This window comes from Malikia sp. (assembly GCF_028687635.1).
GTDB lineage: Bacteria > Pseudomonadota > Gammaproteobacteria > Burkholderiales > Burkholderiaceae_C > Malikia.
Window position 1 is genome coordinate 31,992 of record NZ_JAQTZS010000003.1, and the last position, 19,737, is coordinate 51,728.

Annotated in this window: 14 protein-coding genes; 6 read left to right on the top strand and 8 right to left on the bottom strand. The window is 60.4% G+C overall.

The genetic code is table 11. The annotated features are described in order from the left end of the window. Window positions 1-7: 7 nt before the first annotated feature. The 6 genes from PHR85_RS02840 to PHR85_RS02865 form a co-directional block, all read right to left on the bottom strand. Complete coding sequence (locus PHR85_RS02840; protein WP_300050160.1) at window positions 8-514, bottom strand: DNA-processing protein DprA; 507 nt, start codon at window positions 512-514, stop codon at window positions 8-10. Continuing rightward, window positions 511-3,843, bottom strand: a complete 3,333-nt coding sequence (locus PHR85_RS02845) for an Eco57I restriction-modification methylase domain-containing protein (protein ID WP_300050163.1) — start codon at window positions 3,841-3,843, stop codon at window positions 511-513. Before PHR85_RS02845 ends, PHR85_RS02840 begins: the two co-directional genes overlap by 4 nt. A 22-nt stretch (window positions 3,844-3,865) precedes the next feature. Continuing rightward, window positions 3,866-7,246, bottom strand: coding sequence for a helicase-related protein (locus PHR85_RS02850; protein WP_300050166.1), 3,381 nt, complete (start codon window positions 7,244-7,246; stop codon window positions 3,866-3,868). A gap of 63 nt (window positions 7,247-7,309) precedes the next feature. Beyond that, entirely contained in the window at window positions 7,310-10,888 is a 3,579-nt protein-coding gene (dnaE, locus tag PHR85_RS02855; protein ID WP_300050168.1) for a DNA polymerase III subunit alpha, read from the bottom strand. A 128-nt stretch (window positions 10,889-11,016) separates the two neighbouring features. Next, window positions 11,017-11,328 carry a HigA family addiction module antitoxin gene (locus tag PHR85_RS02860; RefSeq protein WP_300050170.1) on the bottom strand — a complete coding sequence of 104 codons (312 nt, stop codon included), beginning with the start codon at window positions 11,326-11,328 and terminating at the stop codon, window positions 11,017-11,019. Window positions 11,329-11,343: 15 nt separating this feature from the next. Then, window positions 11,344-11,622: a type II toxin-antitoxin system RelE/ParE family toxin gene (locus PHR85_RS02865; protein ID WP_300050172.1), complete on the bottom strand. Its 279-nt coding sequence runs from the start codon at window positions 11,620-11,622 to the stop codon at window positions 11,344-11,346. 264 nt (window positions 11,623-11,886) lie between these two features. Here PHR85_RS02865 and PHR85_RS02870 point away from each other — a divergent pair, with 264 nt between their 5' ends. Beyond that, window positions 11,887-12,189 (top strand): GIY-YIG nuclease family protein, encoded by a 303-nt coding sequence (locus tag PHR85_RS02870; protein WP_300050174.1) that lies wholly within the window; start codon window positions 11,887-11,889, stop codon window positions 12,187-12,189. 546 nt (window positions 12,190-12,735) lie between these two features. Beyond that, window positions 12,736-14,028, top strand: coding sequence for a reverse transcriptase domain-containing protein (locus tag PHR85_RS02875; protein ID WP_300050177.1), 1,293 nt, complete (start codon window positions 12,736-12,738; stop codon window positions 14,026-14,028). Window positions 14,029-14,418: 390 nt separating this feature from the next. Here the strand turns inward: PHR85_RS02875 and PHR85_RS02880 are convergent, their stop codons facing one another. Beyond that, the gene (locus PHR85_RS02880) at window positions 14,419-14,973 is read right to left on the bottom strand and encodes a flavodoxin family protein (protein WP_300050180.1); all 555 of its coding nucleotides are present in this window, start codon (window positions 14,971-14,973) and stop codon (window positions 14,419-14,421) included. 91 nt (window positions 14,974-15,064) lie between these two features. After that, the gene (locus PHR85_RS02885) at window positions 15,065-15,766 is read right to left on the bottom strand and encodes a pirin family protein (RefSeq protein ID WP_300050183.1); all 702 of its coding nucleotides are present in this window, start codon (window positions 15,764-15,766) and stop codon (window positions 15,065-15,067) included. Window positions 15,767-15,887: 121 nt separating this feature from the next. Between PHR85_RS02885 and PHR85_RS02890 the strand changes: the two genes are divergently transcribed. From PHR85_RS02890 to trmB, 4 genes are all read left to right on the top strand, one after another. Continuing rightward, window positions 15,888-16,826, top strand: a complete 939-nt coding sequence (locus tag PHR85_RS02890) for a LysR family transcriptional regulator (RefSeq protein ID WP_300050185.1) — start codon at window positions 15,888-15,890, stop codon at window positions 16,824-16,826. 102 nt (window positions 16,827-16,928) lie between these two features. Continuing rightward, window positions 16,929-18,038: an NAD(P)/FAD-dependent oxidoreductase gene (locus tag PHR85_RS02895; protein ID WP_300050188.1), complete on the top strand. Its 1,110-nt coding sequence runs from the start codon at window positions 16,929-16,931 to the stop codon at window positions 18,036-18,038. Beyond that, the gene (gluQRS, locus tag PHR85_RS02900; protein WP_300050191.1) at window positions 18,035-18,946 is read left to right on the top strand and encodes a tRNA glutamyl-Q(34) synthetase GluQRS; all 912 of its coding nucleotides are present in this window, start codon (window positions 18,035-18,037) and stop codon (window positions 18,944-18,946) included. The genes PHR85_RS02895 and gluQRS overlap by 4 nt, the downstream gene beginning before the upstream one ends. Beyond that, window positions 18,916-19,722, top strand: coding sequence for a tRNA (guanosine(46)-N7)-methyltransferase TrmB (trmB, locus tag PHR85_RS02905; RefSeq protein ID WP_300050194.1), 807 nt, complete (start codon window positions 18,916-18,918; stop codon window positions 19,720-19,722). The genes gluQRS and trmB overlap by 31 nt, the downstream gene beginning before the upstream one ends. The last annotated feature ends 15 nt before the right edge of the window (window positions 19,723-19,737 follow it).

The following is a 19,737-nucleotide window of genomic DNA, read 5'->3' on the forward strand; positions in this document are numbered from 1 at the left end:
TGAACAATTACGCTTGACTGGCAACCCAGGCTCGCAAGGGGCTGTCAGGTGAAAGATAGGGAACATAATGCTCACTGGCCAGCGTCCACACCAGTCGATTGCGCTCCAAGGCGGTTTCGCGAGTGGTGCGACGCACTTGGGACGGGCAGGCGGTGATGACCAGCATCCGGCCGGCTTCCAGAGGCTCATGCTCTTCCGCCGTTGGGCGGTAGTCGCTCATGCCACGCGCCAGCACCTTGACCACGCGCCCCTTGCGCCGCAGCACCGAGCGCAGCACCTGCTGTTCCAGCGGTGAGTGGAAGCCGCTGACAATGACACGGCCGGCCTTGACCCATTCTGGTACGCGGTCGAGGGTTTCGAGCAGAACCTGACCAGGGCATTCGCGCGATGCGATGAGACCGAGCAGTGGTTCCGCCAGCAACGCCGTCTCACCGACGCCGACGATTCGGGCCGCACATTCAGGTCTGATACGCTGGGCGCAGATGGGAGGCAAAGTGACGGGGACGGGCTTCATTCTTCCTCGTCGACACCGCTCATGCGATATTTGATATCGTAGTTGATGATGAAGTCCGTTTCCTCATTGGTCATCCCAAAGAGCTCACCCAATGCTAAATCAATTTCGTTAATTGATGCTTTTGCCCGAGATGCTTTCATTTCGTCGTATTCGATTACATGGCCTTGCTTAGTTCGAATAGTTTTTCGTACGGCGTGACTAGTTAGCTCCACTCTTAGAACGTCAGACAGATCACGCCAATTTCGCCCATCCCAGTTGACTGGAATCGGAATCGTTTTCACTAGATCGTCGTTTACGTGTTCGCAATCCGAAAAAAGCGAGTAGTACCAGTAAAAAAGTGACGAGTTAAGCAGGCACCCCAAGAACGCGGCGGCTTCCCCATCGGTAGCCGAAAATACTCGCCCATGAGGTGGTTGCATCACCTCACCATTTCTTGCGAAGAATGGCAACCCCGCTTGAGCTTTCAACCAGTAACGACACGCCTCTTGATAGAAGACCACATGGTCACCACCTCGCGCAACTAAATTCTGAGTAGAATGCTTAGCGGCAATGATCTTACCGACTATGGATCTCTCAATTTCAGCGTGAAGCTTTCCAATTCGATGACCATGAAGACGTGAGTCGTGAAAAACAGTGGTGTGTGTTTGCAAACAATGAGCACGCTCTTGTCCGTACATGCGACCAACGCGAGTTGTAACCAATAGGCGATCTACGTTTGAATAGCTTGAAAGGATGACAACTGGCATTTCTACGCCATCGAACATCGATTCTGGCCGACGAGGATAAGGAAGAACCAGCAACATCCCACGTTCCAGCAGCAAGTCTTGAAGTGACTGCATTCGCCCAGAAGAAATTGCAGTCAACTGCACAATCAGACTAATCGGCGCCAGCTTCTTGACAACATGAATAGATCTCTCAAAAACGTAGGCGTAGAGATTTCCTGCAGCTAGTGTATTCAGGCCAGATCTCGAAATTTCATACGAAACTTTTTTGGCAGAGTTAACGACATACGGCGGATTCCCAATCACCACATCGAACCCACCCTCGCGCATCACGCCGTAGAACTCGGCGAACCAATGGAAGGGCTGGTGACTTTCGCGCCAGGCGTTGAATGCCTGGGCCTTGTCGGGGTCGATGCCGTAGTCACGGGCCAGGTAGCGATCCAGTTCCAGACTCAGTGCGGAAAGTCTATCCCGCAATCTGCGTTTGTCTTCTGCCGTGACCTTGCCGCCGTGCACGGTCTGCTGTTCGCGGAAGCGGTCGAACAGGTCAGCCAGATCAGCGGTGCTGGCCTTGATTTCATCGCGGTGGTTCTGATCGCTGGCGAGCGTATTGGCAGCGTCAAACTGGGCTTCGGTGGCATAGCCGACCAGGGTATTGCCGGTGCGGATGTTGAAGTCGATATCGGGCAGCGGCTCCAGTTCGCGCCCAGCATCCACCTGCGACACGAGCTTGAGGAAGAGGCGCAACTTGCAGATTTCCACCGCTTCGGCCATGATGTCCACGCCAAAGAGATTGTGCAGGATGATACTTTTGAAGATATAGTAGCGGCGTGAGAGATGCTTGTCCACTTCGGCCAGCACTTTGGCGAAATCTGCCTCTCCGGCCTTGCCGAGCTTTTTCGCATCCTCGACAAACCCTTCCATGCGTTCCAGACAGGCTTCGTAGAGCGGTTCAAGCACGCCCAGCGCAGCGAAAAGGAAGGCTCCGGAACCGCAGGTGGGGTCAAGGATGGTGATGCCGTGGCGGAATTTCTGATTGGACTTTTCCGGCACACGGCCGACGATGGCTTGCCACACTGCGCGCAGCAAGTCGGGGGAGGTGGCTGTGTCAATCATATCCTGCATGAACTGGCGAATGTCCAGATTCAGCGTGATAAGGTCATCAGCACTCTTCACCTCGCCCTTGGCCAGCTTGTCGCGCAAGGCCAGGCAACGGCTGCGGCGCTCGACGTATTCGCGCCAGGTTTCGGTGGGCAGCGTACCGCGCTCGCCGGTGGCGGTGTGGAATACCGCTTCGCCGAGGTTATAGCGGCGCTCGAACATGCGCGCCTTGGCGTCCTTCATGCCAGCTTGCACGAAATCGGGCAGGGCGGATTCGAGCACGACATTGCCAGCCACATCGATGACGCCGGTTTTCATCGCCGGATAGATATAGCGGTCGGGGTCGGCCTGGAGCAGGTTCCACACCGAGGCCTCGCCTTCGAACGCGACCTTGCAGCGCTCGCGCGCCTGCTCGATCAGGTGCGGGATGACGGTGTTCTTGCTGATGTATTCGGTGATATCTTCCTTGGTGTAGTACGCCCCCATCTGCTTTTGGTTGATATACTTCTCGAAGATGTAGCCGAGCACGTCGGGGTTGATCTCCTTGCCGCTGGCAAGCGGCCGGTCGTCGAGATGCCAATCCCAGGCGTCGAAGAAGGCGAACAGGCGTTCAAAGGCCTCGTCGGGCACATCGATGCTAGGGTTACCCTCTTCCAGTTCGTGCAGTGAGAAGAGGCCGCCGTTCAGATACGGCACGTCACCGATCAGGCGCAAAATTTCGGCATTGCGCTCGCCCTTGGCCAAGCCCAGTCCCTCGTGAAAGAGGTGGCGCAAGAACTGACGGTAGAAGCTGAGGAACTTGCCCTTGCCGGCTGCCGCCTGAACCTGACGCATCCGGTTGGCCAGATAGTTGTGGTCACCATCCAGGAAGCCCTTCTTCTGGATGAAATACACGAACATGAGCCGGTTGAGCATCAGCGAGGCGTACCACGCCTTGTCGCTGACTTCGCTCAGACCCTCAATGAAGTTGGCGAAGGCTTCGTGCTGTGCCTTGAACTTGTCGTAGAAGCTCTTGGAGACGCGATCTCGATCGAAGGCGTTGCGCAAGCCGGTGATCACGTCGGTGAGCGTGATGGCCTCCTCTTCTTCCAGCGACCAGACTATCTGCGAGAGCTTCTGCCGCAGCGATTCGCCGCTCTGCCCCTTGTGCCAGGTATGCGTGCGTGTCGTGGTGGGCTGGCCGGGGACACGTGACACCCACAGCCAGGTGAGCATGGTTTCGTCGGCATCGGCGAACACCAGCAAATGCTCATGGGCGAGCTTGGCAGCTTCTTTCTCGATCTTGAGCAGCACGGGGCGCGCAGGCACTTTCCCAGTGCTGTCGGGCGAGCAACGAAAGACGGCGACACCGCGCTTGTGGGCAACATTAGTCAGGGTAAAAGACTCACCGTTGACCTTGATGGTTTGTGGCTTGAGCTGGGCACGATCCCAACCGTATTCATTGAAAAGCGTCTCCAGCTTGAATTCGCTGAGCAGCTTCTGGAAGCGGGCAGGGTCAATCATCATGTTCTGTTATTTCTCTGTTGGCTCAGGCCAGTCCCATGGAGCAAATGAGCTTGGGCTCCTTCTGCTGTTCCTGATCATCGATTACGCACAGACGCCCGTCTTCGCGCAGCGCGAATACGAGGTCCAGCAACTGATGGTTGCTGATGCCGGCTTTGAGCTGGCGGTTGAGGCTGTCGGTAGCCGACTGGTAGAGGGGATAGCGGTAGATTTCTTCCATCACCCGATCGATGCGACGGACGTATTCATCGGTGATGAAGAGATCACGCTTATTGCCCTGCCCCTCACGGAAGCGTTTGAGACGATCGAAGGTCTTGAAGCGCGCGCCCGAGGGCCGGCCCAGCGCACCGCCGAAGGATTTTTCTTCTTCAACGATGTGAGCCAGACCTTGTTGCGTGAGCGCGTGGTGATTCTCGGTTCGTGGCAGGGCCGGCGTGTCTGCCGCACAGGCTGCGGCTTTCAGGATGGTGAGCTGGGACTGGGTAACCGGTTTGCCGGCCTCGTCCATCCAGGCCAGCGCGTCGTTACCCTGCGCAGTGCGCATATAGACCAGCACGCCCCGAGGCGATGCCGGATTGTGTGCATGCGCCTTAGTGGCATACACCACGTTGGGTATGGCCTCGATCTTAGCCGCCAGCGCTAGGTCGGCATCCGTGGCATTTTTCCAAATCTGGTAAGCGTAGGAAGCCAGATCGACCTCGGTGTCGCCATCGTCGTCAAGGATCCCGTTCTTCTCGGTGTATAGGTCACGGATCAATTCTTCATCCGTGTCATCGTCGAAGAAGCTTTCGTCAGAGCCTACGACCTCGGCGTTTTCGATCAGGCGTTGCTTGACTCGGGCACGAAGTTTGATGAGCCGCTCCACGCCATCGGCGGGTACAAAGGAGTAGCAGAGGATGGTGTCAGACTGTTGGCCGATACGGTCGACACGGCCGGCACGCTGAATCAGGCGGATGATGGCCCAAGGCAGATCGTAGTTGACGATGATGTGTGCATCCTGCAGGTTCTGGCCCTCCGAGAGAACATCGGTGGCAATCAATACACGCAGTTCTTCGGCCTTTTTGATCTGGTCGCGCTTGTCGTTCGATTCCGGCGAAAAGCGCCAGGCCAAGGCGGTCGGATCGGCACTTTGCCCGGTCGCTTCCTCCACTTGTTTGATGCCACGCGCAACCAACTGTGCCTTGAGATAACGGGCGGTATCGGCAAACTGGGTGAAGACCAGGAGTTTTTCCTTCGGGTGACGGTGACTGATCAATTCGATTAGTGCGGCCAATTTGGTATCGCCATCGGTCTTCCATTCACCGCACAGACGCAAGAGTTGGAGCAGGGATTTGGCATCCGCGAGCAGATCCTTGGCGAGCGCCTTGGTGAACAAGGTAGCCGGCAGCCATTTGAAGCGGCCTTTCAGCGTGCCACTGTAGGCGTCATAGGCCTTGGCGGCGCGAGCACGGTAGTCGGCATCGGTGCGCAGGCCATTGGTGGCGGTCGGATCGGTAACGTCATCGTCACCATTGTCATCAGCCAACAGGCCATCGGGGTCTTCATCGTAGTGGCGTGTATCCAACAGCTCGGCGCTTTGGGTACCTAGCGGAATGTCAAGGCCATTCTCGATGGCGTGCAAGACAATGAAGTTGCGCAGAATATGGCGCTCGACGGACAGGATGAATGCCGGGCCGGCACTTTCCAAGCGCTTGAATAGATTGGTTTTGCAAAAGCCCATCAGGCGTGTGCCAGCCCGAGAAAGCCCCTCGATGATCTTGGCCTGGTGCTGCGTGGGTGGTGTCTTGGGCTTGGGTTCGATGTAGTTGCCCAAGCCGTAGCGTGGCAGGATCAGCTCGTTGATCGAATTGACCACCGGGTCGCTGTAGAAGCGTGCGTACGGGTCGGTCGGGTTTGCATCATCAATCTTGAAGCTGAGGTTCTTGGGCAGACGCTTTGGAAAATAGGACTTGCGGCCATCCGAGAACAACAGGTATTTGCCACGCTCATCTTCGCGGGTGTAGTGCTGCATGATGAAGCCGCGCGTGCGGCGCACCATGTACAGGCGCATGAGATCGCGCCAGTCATCGGGAATCTCGCTTTTTTCGAACGCAGCCAGCGATCGGACTCCACACTGGTGTCGGCGGATGAATTCGTGCTCGCCGCCCAACACGGACAGCAGCTTTTCAGGTCGCATTCCGATGTCGGCATCTTCGTTCAGGAACAATGCCAGTTGCGCGGAAAGGTCAAGGTAGGTCTTGTTGTAAGGCGTGGCCGAGAGCAGAACGGTCAGGCTGTCGTTGCGCTCAATGTAGTCGCGGATGACTTTCCAGCGCTTGCCTTCCTTGTTGCGCAAGTTGTGCGATTCATCGATCAGGACCAGCCGGTAACGCCGGGTTTTCTCCGGGAGTTCGGACAGTACTTTGGACAGCGGCAGCACTTTAGCGTGCAGGCGATACCGATGGGCATAGTCTTCCCACATCGAAACGAGGTTCTTGGGGCAGATGATTAGCGTTTCGGTCTGGTAATCGTCCTCGAACACCTTGGCCAAGGCAGTGGCCATCATCGATTTTCCCAGACCGACCACATCGCCGATCAGCACGCCGCCACGCTTGTTCAAGTGGTGTGCGGCGATCTTGACGGCAGCGACCTGGAAGTCGAACAGCGCATCGCCAAAAACGGAGGGGATGCGGAACTCTGAAAGGCCGGCACGTGCTTCCTGCGCCAAGTGAAAGGCCATCTTGATGTAGACGTGATAGGGCGGCACCAGCCGCTCACCGGCCCAGCTCTCATCAATGATATCGGCGAGTTCCTTGGAGATGTCGATGCACCAGCGGTCACGCCAGCGATCCTCAAACCAATCCACGAGCTTGTTGCAGGCGTCATGCTCCAACACATCGACGTTCAGTTCCCCCTGTTTGGCGAGGCCCGCGAGTGTCAGATTTGAGCTTCCCAGAAATCCGGTGACCGGATTGTTGGCGTCCTGCCGATGTAGCAAATACAGCTTGGCGTGCAGCGGGTGGCGCAGATAGACCTTGACGATCAGCTTCTTGGCGCGAATCTGGGCCGAGAGTTGGCGTAGCCCTACTTCGTCGTCATTGGTTGGCGCGCCGAAGGTCAGCTGCTGACGAAACTCCTCGGCAATGCGGCGCTTCTCACGTAACGCTGTCTGATTATCGAGAATCTCATCATCTTCACGGGTGCGCAGGGCATGCCGAAGTTCTTCGCTCGGCGAGACATGCATACCAACCAGCAACCTGCAGCATTGACCATCACCACCTGCCCATTGATCGACATGCCCTGAAATGTGCCGCCAACCGCGTAGACTGAAGTACCCAACGCAAAAGTCCGCTCGCTCGGCAACCTTGAGAGTTTCTTCAAGTGCGGGCAACAATAATTTATCGATATTATCAAATATTCTAGGCACCTTGAACTCCCTCGCAGCCAATCAATCAACAATAAAATTTACCATTTATAGTTTTAAATAATATCAGAATCCAGACTCCCCATCGTAGGCAATCTCGGCGCGCCGATCCTGCGCCTGCGCCATCCAGCGCGCCAGCGCAGCGTCGCTCGGGAAGAACATGGCGCGCTCGCCGAGCTGGACCTCGCAGCGCGCGGTCGGGCGCAGCACTTCGAGCCGCACCGGCAGGCCGCGCACCAGCTCGCCTTGCTCGCCCATCTCGCGCTGGGGCGGAAACTCGCGCAGCAGTGCCGCGATGTCGGGCGCCTGCTCGCCGACGCGCACGCGCAGGAACTTGCCGAAGCGGCAGCGTGCCGCGCCCAGGTCCCACAGCGCCTGCACCTTGAGCCGCAATCCGCCCGAGAAGCGGTCCGGCTGCGCCAGCACCTGGGCGATCACGAGCTCGTCGTCCTTCAGCAGATGCTTGTTGGCGTTGATCAGTGCCTCATCGGCGGTGGCTTCGAGCGTGCCGGTCTTGTCATCGAGCTTGAAGATGGCGACCTTGCCGCGCTGGCCGTTGATGATGCGCAGGTCGCCCACGATGCCGGCGAGCAGGATCGGGTCGCGGCTGTCGACCAAGCGCTCGATCGGCGTGCGCGCGAAGCGGCGCACCTCGCGCTCGACCTCGTCGAACAGGTGACCCGAGAGGTAGAAGCCGATCGCGGTCTTCTCGTGGGTCAGGCGCTCCTTGATGCCCCAGGGCAGCAGCTCGGCCAGCTCGGGCTCCTGCGTGCTGGCGCCCTGGCTGTCGTCGCCGAAGATGTCGAACAGGCCGCCCTGGTTGGCGTTGGCGATCTGGGCGTTGGCAAAGTCAAAGGCCCGCTCGACCGAGGCCAGCAGCGCAGCGCGATTCAGCTGCATGGCGTCGAAGGCGCCGGCCTTGATCAGCGCCTCGACCGTGCGCTTGTTCATGCGGCTGCGGTCGACCCGGGCGCAGAAATCGAACAGGCTGGTGAAGGGACCGACGGTATCGCCCTTGGGACCGACGCCGCGGCCCTCGCGCGCGGCCACGATCGCCTCGATCGCCTGCTGGCCGGTGCCCTTGACCGCGCCCAGGCCGTAGCGGATCACCTTGTCGCTGACCGGCTCGAAGCGGTAGCTGCCACGGTTGACGTCGGGCGCCTCGAACTGGATGCCGAACCGGTTGGCATCCTCGTACAACACCTTGAGCTTGTCGGTGTCGTCCATTTCGATCGTCAGGTTGGCGCAGAAGAACTCCGCCGTGAAATGGACCTTGAGCCAGCCGGTGTGATACGCCAGCAGCGAGTAGGCGGCGGCGTGCGACTTGTTGAAGCCGTAGCCCGCGAACTTCTCCATCAGGTCGAACACCTCGTCGGCCTTCTCCTGGCTGATGCCCTTCTCGGCCGCACCCTTGCGGAAGATGACGCGGTGCTCGGCCATCTCCTCGGGCTTCTTCTTGCCCATGGCGCGGCGCAGCATGTCGGCGCCGCCGAGGGAATAGCCGCCCAGCACCTGGGCGGTCTGCATCACCTGCTCCTGGTAGACCATGATGCCGTAGGTCTCGGACAGCACCGGCTCGACCAGCGGGTGCGGGTACTCGACCACCTCGCGGCCATGCTTGCGCGCGACGAAGCTCGGGATCAGGTCCATCGGGCCCGGACGATACAGCGCGTTGAGCGCGATCAGGTCCTCCAAGCGGCTGGGCTTGGCGTCGCGCAGCATGCCCTGCATGCCACGGCTTTCGAACTGGAACACCGCCTCGGTCTTGCCGTCGGAGAACAGCTGGTAGGTCTTGCGGTCGTCGAGCGGGATGTTCTCGAAGGCGAACCCCTGCTGCTCAGGGTGGCGGCGCACGATGAACTCGCGCGCCAGCTCCAGGATGGTCAGCGTCGCCAGGCCGAGGAAGTCGAACTTGACCAGGCCGACCGCCTCGACGTCGTCCTTGTCGTACTGGCTGACCGCCGACTCGCTGCCGGGCTGCTGGTAGAGCGGGCAGAAGTCGGTCAGCTTGCCCGGCGCGATCAGCACGCCGCCGGCGTGCATGCCGATGTTGCGCGTCATGCCTTCGAGCTTCTGCGCCAGCTCGATCAGGGTGCGGACCTCGTCCTCCCGCTGGATCCGGTCGGCCAGCACCGGCTCCATCGCGATCGCGTAGTTGTTCTTGTCGCCAGGCTTGGGCGGATCGGGTGGGTACTGCAGCGTGACCGACATGCCGGGCTTGTTCGGGATCAGCTTGGAGATGCCGTCACAGAAGCCATAGGCGAAGTCGAGCACCCGACCCACGTCGCGGATCGCCGCGCGCGCGGCCATGGTGCCGAAGGTGGCGATCTGGCTGACCGCGTCCTTGCCGTACTTGTCCTTGACGTAGTCGATGACGCGGTCGCGGTTGGTCTGGCAGAAGTCGATGTCGAAGTCGGGCATCGATACCCGCTCCGGGTTCAGGAAGCGCTCGAACAGCAGGTTGTACTGCAGCGGGTCGAGGTCGGTGATCTTGAGCGCATAGGCCACCAGCGAGCCGGCGCCGGAACCCCGACCCGGGCCGACCGGGCAGCCGTTCTCCTTGGCCCACTGGATGAAGTCGCCCACGATCAGGAAGTAGCCCGGAAACCCCATCTTCAGGATGGTGTTGAGCTCGAACTCCAGCCGCTCGACATAGCGCGGACGTTCCGTCTGGCGCCTGGCCTGGTCGGGAAACAGGTGGCGCAGGCGCGCTTCCAGCCCTTCGTGCGAGACATGGCGGAAGTAGTCCTCCACCGACATGACCACGCCGTTGACCGGCGGAATCGGGAAGTTGGGCAGCTGCGGCTTGCCCAGCACCAGCGTCAGGTTGCAGCGACGCGCGATCTCGACGCTGTTGGCCAGCGCCGACGGCAAGTCGGGAAACAGCGCGGCCATCTCGGCGCTCGACTTGAAATACTGCTCGCGCGTGAACTTGCGCACCCGGCGCTGGTTGCCGAGGATCTCGCCCTCGGAGATGCAGACCCGCGCCTCGTGCGCCTCGTAGTCGTCGCGCTCCAGGAACTGCACCGGATGGGTCGCGACCACCGGCAGCTTGAGACGGGCGGCCAGCTGCACGGCGCCGACCACCTGGCGCTCGTCGTCGGGTCGGCCGGCACGTTGCAGCTCCAGGTAGAAGCGGTGCGGAAAGGCAGTGGCCAGCTGCAGCGCGACATCGGCGGCGCGGGCCTCGTCGCCGGCGAGCAGCGCCAGCCCGACCGGGCCGCTGTGCGCGCCCGACAGCAGGATCAGGCCCTCGGACAGCTCCCGCAGCCATTCCCACTGGACGGCGGCCTGCTCGCGCAAGACGCTGCGGGTCCAGGCGCGCGCCAGCAGCTCGCACAGGTTGAGGTAGCCCGGGTGGCTCTGCACCAGCAGCAGCATCCTGGGCAGGCTTTGCTGCTGCACCGAGGCGCCGGGCGCGGCCTCGGGACCCAGGCCCTGCACGAAGACCTCGGCGCCCAACACCGGCTTGACGCCGGCGCCGCGCGCGGCCTGGTAGAACTTGATCGCGCCGAACAGGTTGGACAGGTCGGTCAGGCCCAGGGCGGGCTGGCCGTCGGCGGCGGCGGCCTCGACGACCTCGTCGAGGCGGATGGTGCCGTCGACGACGGAGAACTCGGAATGCAGGCGCAGGTGGACGAACATCCCGGGATTGTAGGTGGCCGGCCCGCCGGCTGCCGCCCTGGTCAAGCGGGTGCTGATGCGGCTGGGAGGAGGGCAGCCCTACCTGTCCAAGAAACGCGGCGGATCGCGCGGGTGTGATTGGCCTGCGGTCAGGCTGCCGCCAGCGTCTCGCGCGGGTGTACTTGGCGTGCGATCTCGGCCCGCGTAGGCAGCGTTTTGAGGTCGTATTGGGCTTGCAGCACGAGCCACGAGCCCGCGTCGCCGCCGAAATACTGCGCCAGGCGCTGGGCGGTATCGGCGGTCACGGAACGGCGCTCCTTGACGATTTCGTGAATGCGCGTGGCAGGCACGCCCAGTGCCAGAGCCAGGGCATTGACGCTCAACCCCAGCGGGACCAGGAAATCTTCGCGCAGCACCTCGCCGGGATGCACGGCACGCATACGGTTCACAGGGCGGGACATGGCATGGCCTCCTTCTCAGTGGTAGTCAACAATTTCAACCTCGGTCAGACCACTGTCGGTCCACACGAAACACACGCGCCATTGGTCGTTGATGCGGATGCTGTGCTGGCCCTTGCGGTCATCCTTGAGGGCTTCCAACCGGTTGCCCGGTGGCGAGCGCAAAAATTCCAGCGTCTGCGCGGCATCAAGCTGGGTCAGCTTGCGCTCGGCCACCGTCTGAATGGACCGAAAGCGCCGGGGGCTTGCTCCTTCAAACAGCGCCTGGGTGTCTTTGCATCGGAACGACTGGATCATGGGCTCACTGTATTCCGTTTGGCGTAATACGTCAAGCGGGATTTTCAAGAAAAGGGCTTTGGCAGCCGGGGCATGGCCCGATGTGAACACTGTCAGGGATGACGCCGGGCCAAGACCAGAAAACCTGACGTGCTACGATGTTTCCATGCAGAAAAGAAAACCATAAGCATGAAGTTAATCGTATCTATCGGGCTGTTCTCGTCTTACCTCTCTGGGCGGTCGTCGCATGGCAGAAGGCCGCGAAGAAGGCAGTGCGCCCTGTCGATGGCGCAGCAGACCCGCGTCGGGCATGTCTACGTGATCTCGAACATCGGTTCGTTCGGCGAAAACGTATACAAGATCGGCATGACGCGCCGCCTGGAGCCGCTGGACCGCGTGCGCGAACTGGGCGAACTGGGCGACGCCAGCGTGCCGTTTGAGTTCGACGTCCACGCCATGATCTACAGCGAGGACATCCCGAAGCTGGAGAAGTCAGCACAGCCACTTCATGCGCGCCCAGGTCAACAAGGTCAACCCGCGCAAGGAGTTCTTCCGTGTCGGCATCAACGACATCATGGAGCACGTTGAATCAACCGGCATCTAGGCGCATTGGACGCTGACGGCCAAAGCAGTCAGTTCCCGCGAGCCGCAGCGCATTGAGCAGTCACTATCAAGCAACCTTGATGAGGCACAGGATTGGAAAGAAATTCAAGAAAATTTAATTGAATCATCTCGACTGGAAGACGAAGCCGAGATAGAAATTTATTTTAGACTTGCACTTTTAAAGCACATAGTGAATAAAGATTATGGATTTATCTACTTCTGTAAAAATAGCTCTACTAAATATTCAAAAAGAAGGTGTGACGGATGTTGATGTTTTCGAAAGGCCTTTTGAGATTGATTTATTAAGAAACAGCAATTAATTGCATTAATTCTGCTGGAGGCAGTAGCGATGGAGCGTTTGATGCGTTGCGGAATTTATCCGTTAATCCAGCAGGTTCAATCCTAGTTCCCAAGAAGACGTTATTTGATTTTCGTCGATGTGCTTACATTGAGCCTTTGGATGAAGTAATATATCTTAGTCTTGCGATAATGGTATCAAATAATGTAGATAAGGCAAGATTGAACAAATCCTTGAACAAGATTTTTTCATATCGACTCAGAAAAGATTTGGTTGACCAAGAAATTCCGATTCATATATTTGATTCAGATTTTAATTATACAAAATTCAGAAATTTTGTATCTTCCAGGGCGAAATCTGAGAGTGTCAAGGTGGTTGCATCTTGCGACATTTCTAATTTTTATGATAGATTAAATTTGCATAGATTAGAAAATACGTTATACGCCATAAAAGGCATAAACAAAAGTATTGTTAAATTAATTAATGAATTATTGTTGTATTGGTCGGGTAGGGATTCTTATGGAATTCCAGTTGGGTCTAATGCAAGTAGAATTCTTGCGGAAGCAAGCTTAATAAATGTTGATAAGTTTTTACTTAGTAAAAAAATAGATTTTTGTCGATATGTTGATGATTATAGATTTTTTGCAAGAGATGCAAGCGAGGCGCACTCATGGCTCTCTATTTTGGTTGAGAGATTGAGTCATGAAGGGTTATTTTTAAATACAAGCAAGACGACAATTATTGAAGCAAGAAATGCAAATGAAAATACCTCTACCGATGAGAACTTGGTGATAAATTCTACTGTGGTAGATCATGAGATTGAGAAAATCGATGTTCAAGCTATAAAGAATGATGCCCCAATAATAATAAGTGGGTATTCTGGATTAATACCAACAAAATTTAGAAGTATTGGTAAAAATGATATTAATAAATTAGAAGATGAAAGCAAGCTCTATTTTGATAAATCTATATTGAGTAATGAATTGATAGACCCTAAAGATTTTACAAAGCATGTGAGGATTGCTGTTGCAAAAGAGCTTTGGACAGATTTCTCTGAAATAAGTAATGTTTTGGAGAAATTTCCTCAGTTTGTTCCTTATTATTTGGATTGTGTGAAGAAGAACTCTGGGAATCTCGAAAAGAGTGACAAGGATTTAATTTCCAAAAATATGGAAAACATAATAAAAAATCCTGCGATATTAGAGTATTTGAAAATATACTTAATAAGATTTTTTTCTAGTGAGGATTTTTTGAAAAAGAACTTGGTGATGGAATGCTACTCAAACTTAAAAAGGAGTGAGGGCATTTATCTTGGCAGGGCAATATTAGAGTCAATTCAACATCATGTCGAAAGAGAGGATGTCCTTAGAATAAAAAATGGCTTCATAAGAGCTGATAATTCAGAGAGGAGGCAGATAATTAAAATACTGAAAAACAACTTAAATCCAAATGAATTTGGTGCTTTTTATAAAAATATCTCATTAAATATAAATGATTTTTTATATAGTTTCATATCTGAGTCATAGTCTAAAAAATGCATCCCCGATGGAATAGTGACCGAGTTGGGGTCTGTAGAATTTCGATAGCCGATCAAGTAGTCGGCCCAGAAATATCCATAACCCCTTGATCCGTCATTTTTTTGTAGGCCTTCCTGGGTAATATTTCTCTCATTTTTTACCCTGCCTAGCCATGTTTTCTGGGAGTTTTGCGCAATGAGTGACACGGCCGATTTCTTCCGCAGCCGGCTTGACCAGATGATCGACCTGCGCCATCCGCTGGCCGTGCTGGCCTCGCGCATGCCCCAGAAATGGAGTTAGTTTGTCGCTCGGGTCACCAAACTGGTCAACAGGTCGTCAAACAGCCTCACTTTGGCGTGAGGATGAATTTATCCGGAACGACAACATAGCGCGATCGCCCTAGTCCTTGAACTTGGCGGCCACCGCGGCCACGCGGGCGCCGTAGCGCTCGGCGGTCTCCAGGTCGCCGGACGGGATCTGGTCGGCGCCCGCATCGGAGGCGCACTGCACCATCAGGCCGACCGAGCCGCCCAGGTGGTTGACATCGGCACGGCTGGAGGCCGTGCTGTTGGCCGGCAGCATGCCGAGGCTGACCCAGAGGCCGCCATGCTGCGCGGCCAGGGTGTGGAGCTGGATCAGGCAGGCGCCCTTGTCACCGTTGAGGCTGGCGCTGCAGGTGAAGCCGCCAAACACCTTGTCCTGCCAGGTGCGGCCGAACCAGGCCTTGGACGATGCGTCGGCGAACTTCTTGAACTGCCAGCTCGGGCCGCCCATGTAGGTCGGCGTGCCGAAGATGATCGCGTCAGCAGCGGCCAGAGCCTCCCAGCCGCCTTCGGCCAGGTTGCCGTCGGCATCGATCGCCAGCAGCTCGGCGTCCGCGCCACGCGCCACCTGCTGCGCCACGCGCTGGGTGTGACCATAACCCGAGTGATAAACCACGACTACATTTGCCATTCTTGAACTCCTTGGAACAAAGGCGCCAGCGGCGCCGGGAAAAAACCGCCCTGCTGATCGGGGCGTGCGAAATCTTTGCAGCTTGCCCGACTCAGGGCGCAAGGTCAAACACCAGCACCTCGGCGTCCGCGCCCTGCGCCAGCCGCAGCAGCGCCTCGTCGGCCAGCAGCGCGGCGTCGCCGGCCTTGAGCACCTGGCCGTTGACCATCAGGCTGCCGCGCACCAGGAAGACATAGGCCTTGCGCGCCGGGTCGAGCACGAGCTCGGCGGTTTCTGCGCCGTCGAACAGGCCGGCATGGAGACTGGCATCGGCATGGATCGTGACCGAGCCCCGCGCCCCGTCGCGCGAGGCGACCAGGCAGAGCCGGCCGCGCTTGTCGGCGTCGGCGAAGGCCTTTTGCTCGTAGCCGGGCGCGATGCCGGCCTGATCGGGCTCGACCCAGATCTGCAGGAAATGCGTGACCTGGTCGGGCGCGTGGTTGAACTCGCTGTGGCGCACCCCGGTGCCGGCGCTCATGCGCTGGACTTCGCCGGGCGAGATGGTCTGGACATTGCCCATGCTGTCCTGGTGCGCGAGCCGGCCCGACATCACGTAGCTGACGATCTCCATGTCGCGGTGGCCGTGGGTGCCGAAACCGGTGCCGGGCGCGATGCGGTCCTCGTTGATGACGCGCAGATTGCCCCAGCCCATGTGCTGGGGATCGTAGTAGCCAGCGAAGGAAAAGGAGTGAAAGCTCTTCAGCCAGCCGTGGTCGGCATAGCCTCGTTCTTGGGACTGGCGTAGCGTGATCATGATTCCGGGGTGTCCTGTTGCTGTCTGGATGTGATGGCATGACTTTAGGGCCAGACCCCAGGCTGGGCAGCGCAGCGTTTTGCCGGCACAATGCAAAAAATTTGAACGCATCAGCCCCGATATGCAGAAACAACTGGCTGCCCTCTCGCCCGAGAACCTGCACCTGATCGCCACCGTCGCGCACAGCGGCAGCATGGCGGCGGCGGCGCGCGAGCTCGGCCTGGTGCCGAGTTCGCTGACCTACCGGGTGCGCCAGGTCGAGGACGCGCTCGACGTGCTGGTGTTCGACCGCAGCTCGCGCCGCGCCCGCCTGACGCCGGCCGGCGCCGAGCTGCTGCGCGCCGGCGAACACCTGCTGCGCGAGCTCGACGCGGTCGCGCAACGGGTGCGCCGGGTCGCCACTGGCTGGGAGCCCGAGCTCACGATCGCGGCCGACGCGCTGATCGCGCGCGCCACCCTGTTCGAGCTCTGCGAGGCCTTCTACGCGCTGGGGGCGCCGACGCGGCTGCGCCTGCGGGCCGAAACCCTGTCGGGCACCTGGGAGGCCCTGCTCAACGGCCAGGCCGACCTGGCGCTCGGCGTGCCGATCGACCTCGCGCCCAGCGGCGGCCTGAGCCTGGAGGCCATGGGCTCGGTCGATTTCGTGTTCGCGGTGGCCCCGCATCACCCGCTCGCGCTGGCGGATGAACCGCTGAGCACCGAAGCCATCCAGAGTCAGCGCGCCGTCGCGGCGGCCGACTCCTCGCAGCGCGGACGCGGCGTCACCGTCAACCTGCTGCCGGGCCAGGACGTGCTGACCGTGCCGACCATGCAATACAAGCTCGAAGCGCAGCTGCGCGGCCTGGGCTGCGGCTGGCTGCCGCTGCCGCTGGCGCGGCCCTATCTGGACGCCGGGCGCCTGGTGGCCAAGACCGTGAGCCAGCCGCCCCGCACCATGAACGTCGGCTATGTCTGGCGCAGCGGCAGCGGCGCGCCGGAAGGCCGCGCGCTGTCCTGGTGGCTGGAGCAGCTGCGCCAGCCCCGCACCCGGCTCGCGCTACTGGAAAACCATCATCATTGAAGCGCGGCGACAGCGGCTGACACCGGCTGACAGCGCGACAATGAAGCCGCAGCCAAATTCCGATCCAACCACCCACAGGCGCCAACGCGCCGGAGACCTCCGATGACCGCAACCGAAGCCAAGATCGTTTCCCGTCCTGAAGCAGCCGCGCCGCAGCCGCGCCAAGTTGCCGTGATCGGTGCCGGCATCGCCGGCGTCAGCTGCGCGCTGCAACTGGCCCAGGCCGGCTGGCGCGTGACGCTGCTCGACAAGAGCCGTGGCTGGGGCGGCCGCATGGCCACGCGCAAGACCGAGTTCGGCGGCTTCGACCATGGCGCGCAGTACTTCACGGTGCGCGACGCCCGGTTCGAGCGCGCGCTGGCGGCGCATCCCGGCCTGGTCCAGCCCTGGGCGCCCGAGACCATGCGCGTGCTCGACCAGGAGGGGCTGGCACTGGCCCCGTCGCCCGCGCCGCTGGAGACCCACTGGGTCGCCACCCCGGGCATGAGCGCGCTGGCGCGGGGACTGGGCAAGCCACTGGCCGACGGCAGCCTGGGCGCCGAGGTGCGGCTGGGCACGCGCGTGACCCGCATCGAGCGCGACGCCATCCACCCGCAGCAATGGCAGCTGCGCTGCGAAACTGGCGCTGGAGCCGAGGGCGCGCAGCAGGTGCTGGGCGGGTTCGACCGGGTCGTGCTGGCGGTGCCGCAGCCGCAGGCGCTCGACCTGCTGCAGACCTCGCAACTGGCGCCCGCGTTCCAGCAGGAGATTGCCGGCGTCGAGGTCGCGCCCTGCTGGACGCTGATGCTGGCCTTCCCGCAGGCGATGCAGCCGGGACTGGACCAGTTCGGCCCCAAGTGGAATGCCGCCCGCAGCCAGCACCACCGCGTGCGCTGGCTGGCGCGCGAAAGCAGCAAGCCCGGCCGCGACCCGATCGAGCGCTGGACCGTGCAGGCCAGCCCCGAATGGTCGGCCGAACATGTGAACGATGACGCCGAGCGCGTCAGCGCCAAGCTGCTGAAAGGCTTCACCGAGATCACCGGCATCCACGCCGAACCCAGCCATGTGGCGGCGCACCGCTGGCTCTATGCCCAGACCCGCCAGCCGCTGGGCCGGCCCTATCTGGCGGATGCCGAGCTGGGCCTGGCGCTGTGCGGCGACTGGTGCCTGGGGCATCGGATCGAGGACGGTTTCGTCTCCGGGCTGGAGCTGGGCCTGCATCTGGCGGCATGAGCGGCTACCGGGGACGCTTCGCGCCCTCGCCGACTGGCCTGCTGCACGCGGGCTCGCTGGTGGCGGCGCTCGCGAGCTGGCTGGACGCGCGCGCCCAGGGCGGCGCCTGGCTGGTGCGGATCGAGGATGTCGACCTGCCGCGCTGCCCGCCCGGCACGACCGACGAGATCCTGCGCCAGCTGGCCGCCTGTGGCCTGGTCAGCGACGAGACGCCGCTGTGGCAGTCGCGGCGCGGCGCCCGCTACCAGGCCGCGCTCGACCGACTGATCGAGCGCGGCTGTGCCTACCCCTGCGGCTGCACGCGCAAGGACATCGCGCGGGCGCTGGCCGAGCGTGGCAGCGAGCGAGCGCGCCACGGCGAGCTGGTCTACCCCGGCAGCTGCCGGCCATCGAATGGCGGGCTCAAGGGCAAATCAGCGCGCGCCTGGCGGCTCGACATCGCGGCCGTCAACACCGACCTAGGCCTGCCAGCCACGCTGCACTGGACCGACCGGCGGCTCGGCGCACAGCAGCAGGATGTGGGCGCGCAAGTCGGCGACTTCGTGCTCAAGCGCGCCGACGGGCTGTGGGCTTACCAGCTCGCGGTGGTGGTCGACGACGCCGAGCAGGGCATCACCCATGTCGTGCGCGGCGAGGACCTGGCCGACAACAGCGCGCGCCAGCTCCTGCTGCAGCGCGCGCTGGGCTACCCGACGCCGATCTACCTGCACACGCCGCTGGTGCGTGGCGCCAACGGCGAAAAGCTCTCGAAGCAGAACGGCGCGGCGGCCGTCGATCTGTCCGATCCGCTGGCCGCGCTGAACGCAGCAGCGCAGCAGCTCGGCCTGCCGCCCCAGGCCAATAACCTGGCCGATGCCCTGGCTGGCTGGACCGGTGCATGGGCAAATCTCTACAATTCCGCTCCGTGAACACCGAAAACAACGCCTCCCCCACCGACCTGCCGGCCTCCGACGCTCCCGCCCCCGAGAGCCAGGCTCAGGCACCGGCCCATGTGGCCCATCCCAAGACCATCAAGAGCTACGTCAAGCGCGCTGGCCGCACCACGACCGGCCAGGCCAAGGCCTTCGAGGACCTGGGCCCCAGGTTCCTGCTGCAGTACACCGCGCAGCCGCTCGATGCCCAGGCCGCCTTCGGCCGTCCAGGCCAGCTGATCCTTGAGATCGGCTTTGGCATGGGCGAGGCGACCGCGCATATCGCGCGCGTGCGCCCGGACGACAACTTCCTGTGCTGCGAGGTGCACGAGCCCGGCGTCGGCGCGCTGCTCAAGCGCATCGGCGAGCAGGAGATCGGCAATATCCGCATCCTGCAGCATGACGCGGTCGAGGTGATCGACCACATGCTGACCGAAGGCTGCCTCGACGGCATCCACATCTTCTTCCCCGACCCCTGGCACAAGAAGAAGCACAACAAGCGCCGCCTGATCCAGTCGCCCCTGGTCGCCAAGCTGGTGGGACGACTGAAGCCCGGCGGCTACCTGCACTGCGCGACCGACTGGCAGCCCTACGCCGAGCAGATGCTCGAGGTGCTGAGCGCCGAGCCGCGACTGGCCAACAGCGCGCTGGAAGCCGGCCTGCAAGGCTACGCGCCCAAGCCCGACTACCGCCCGCTGACCAAGTTCGAGAACCGTGGCCTGCGCCTGGGCCACGGCGTCTGGGACCTGGTGTTCCGTCGCGTCGCCGTCTGACGCGCCCGGAGCCCG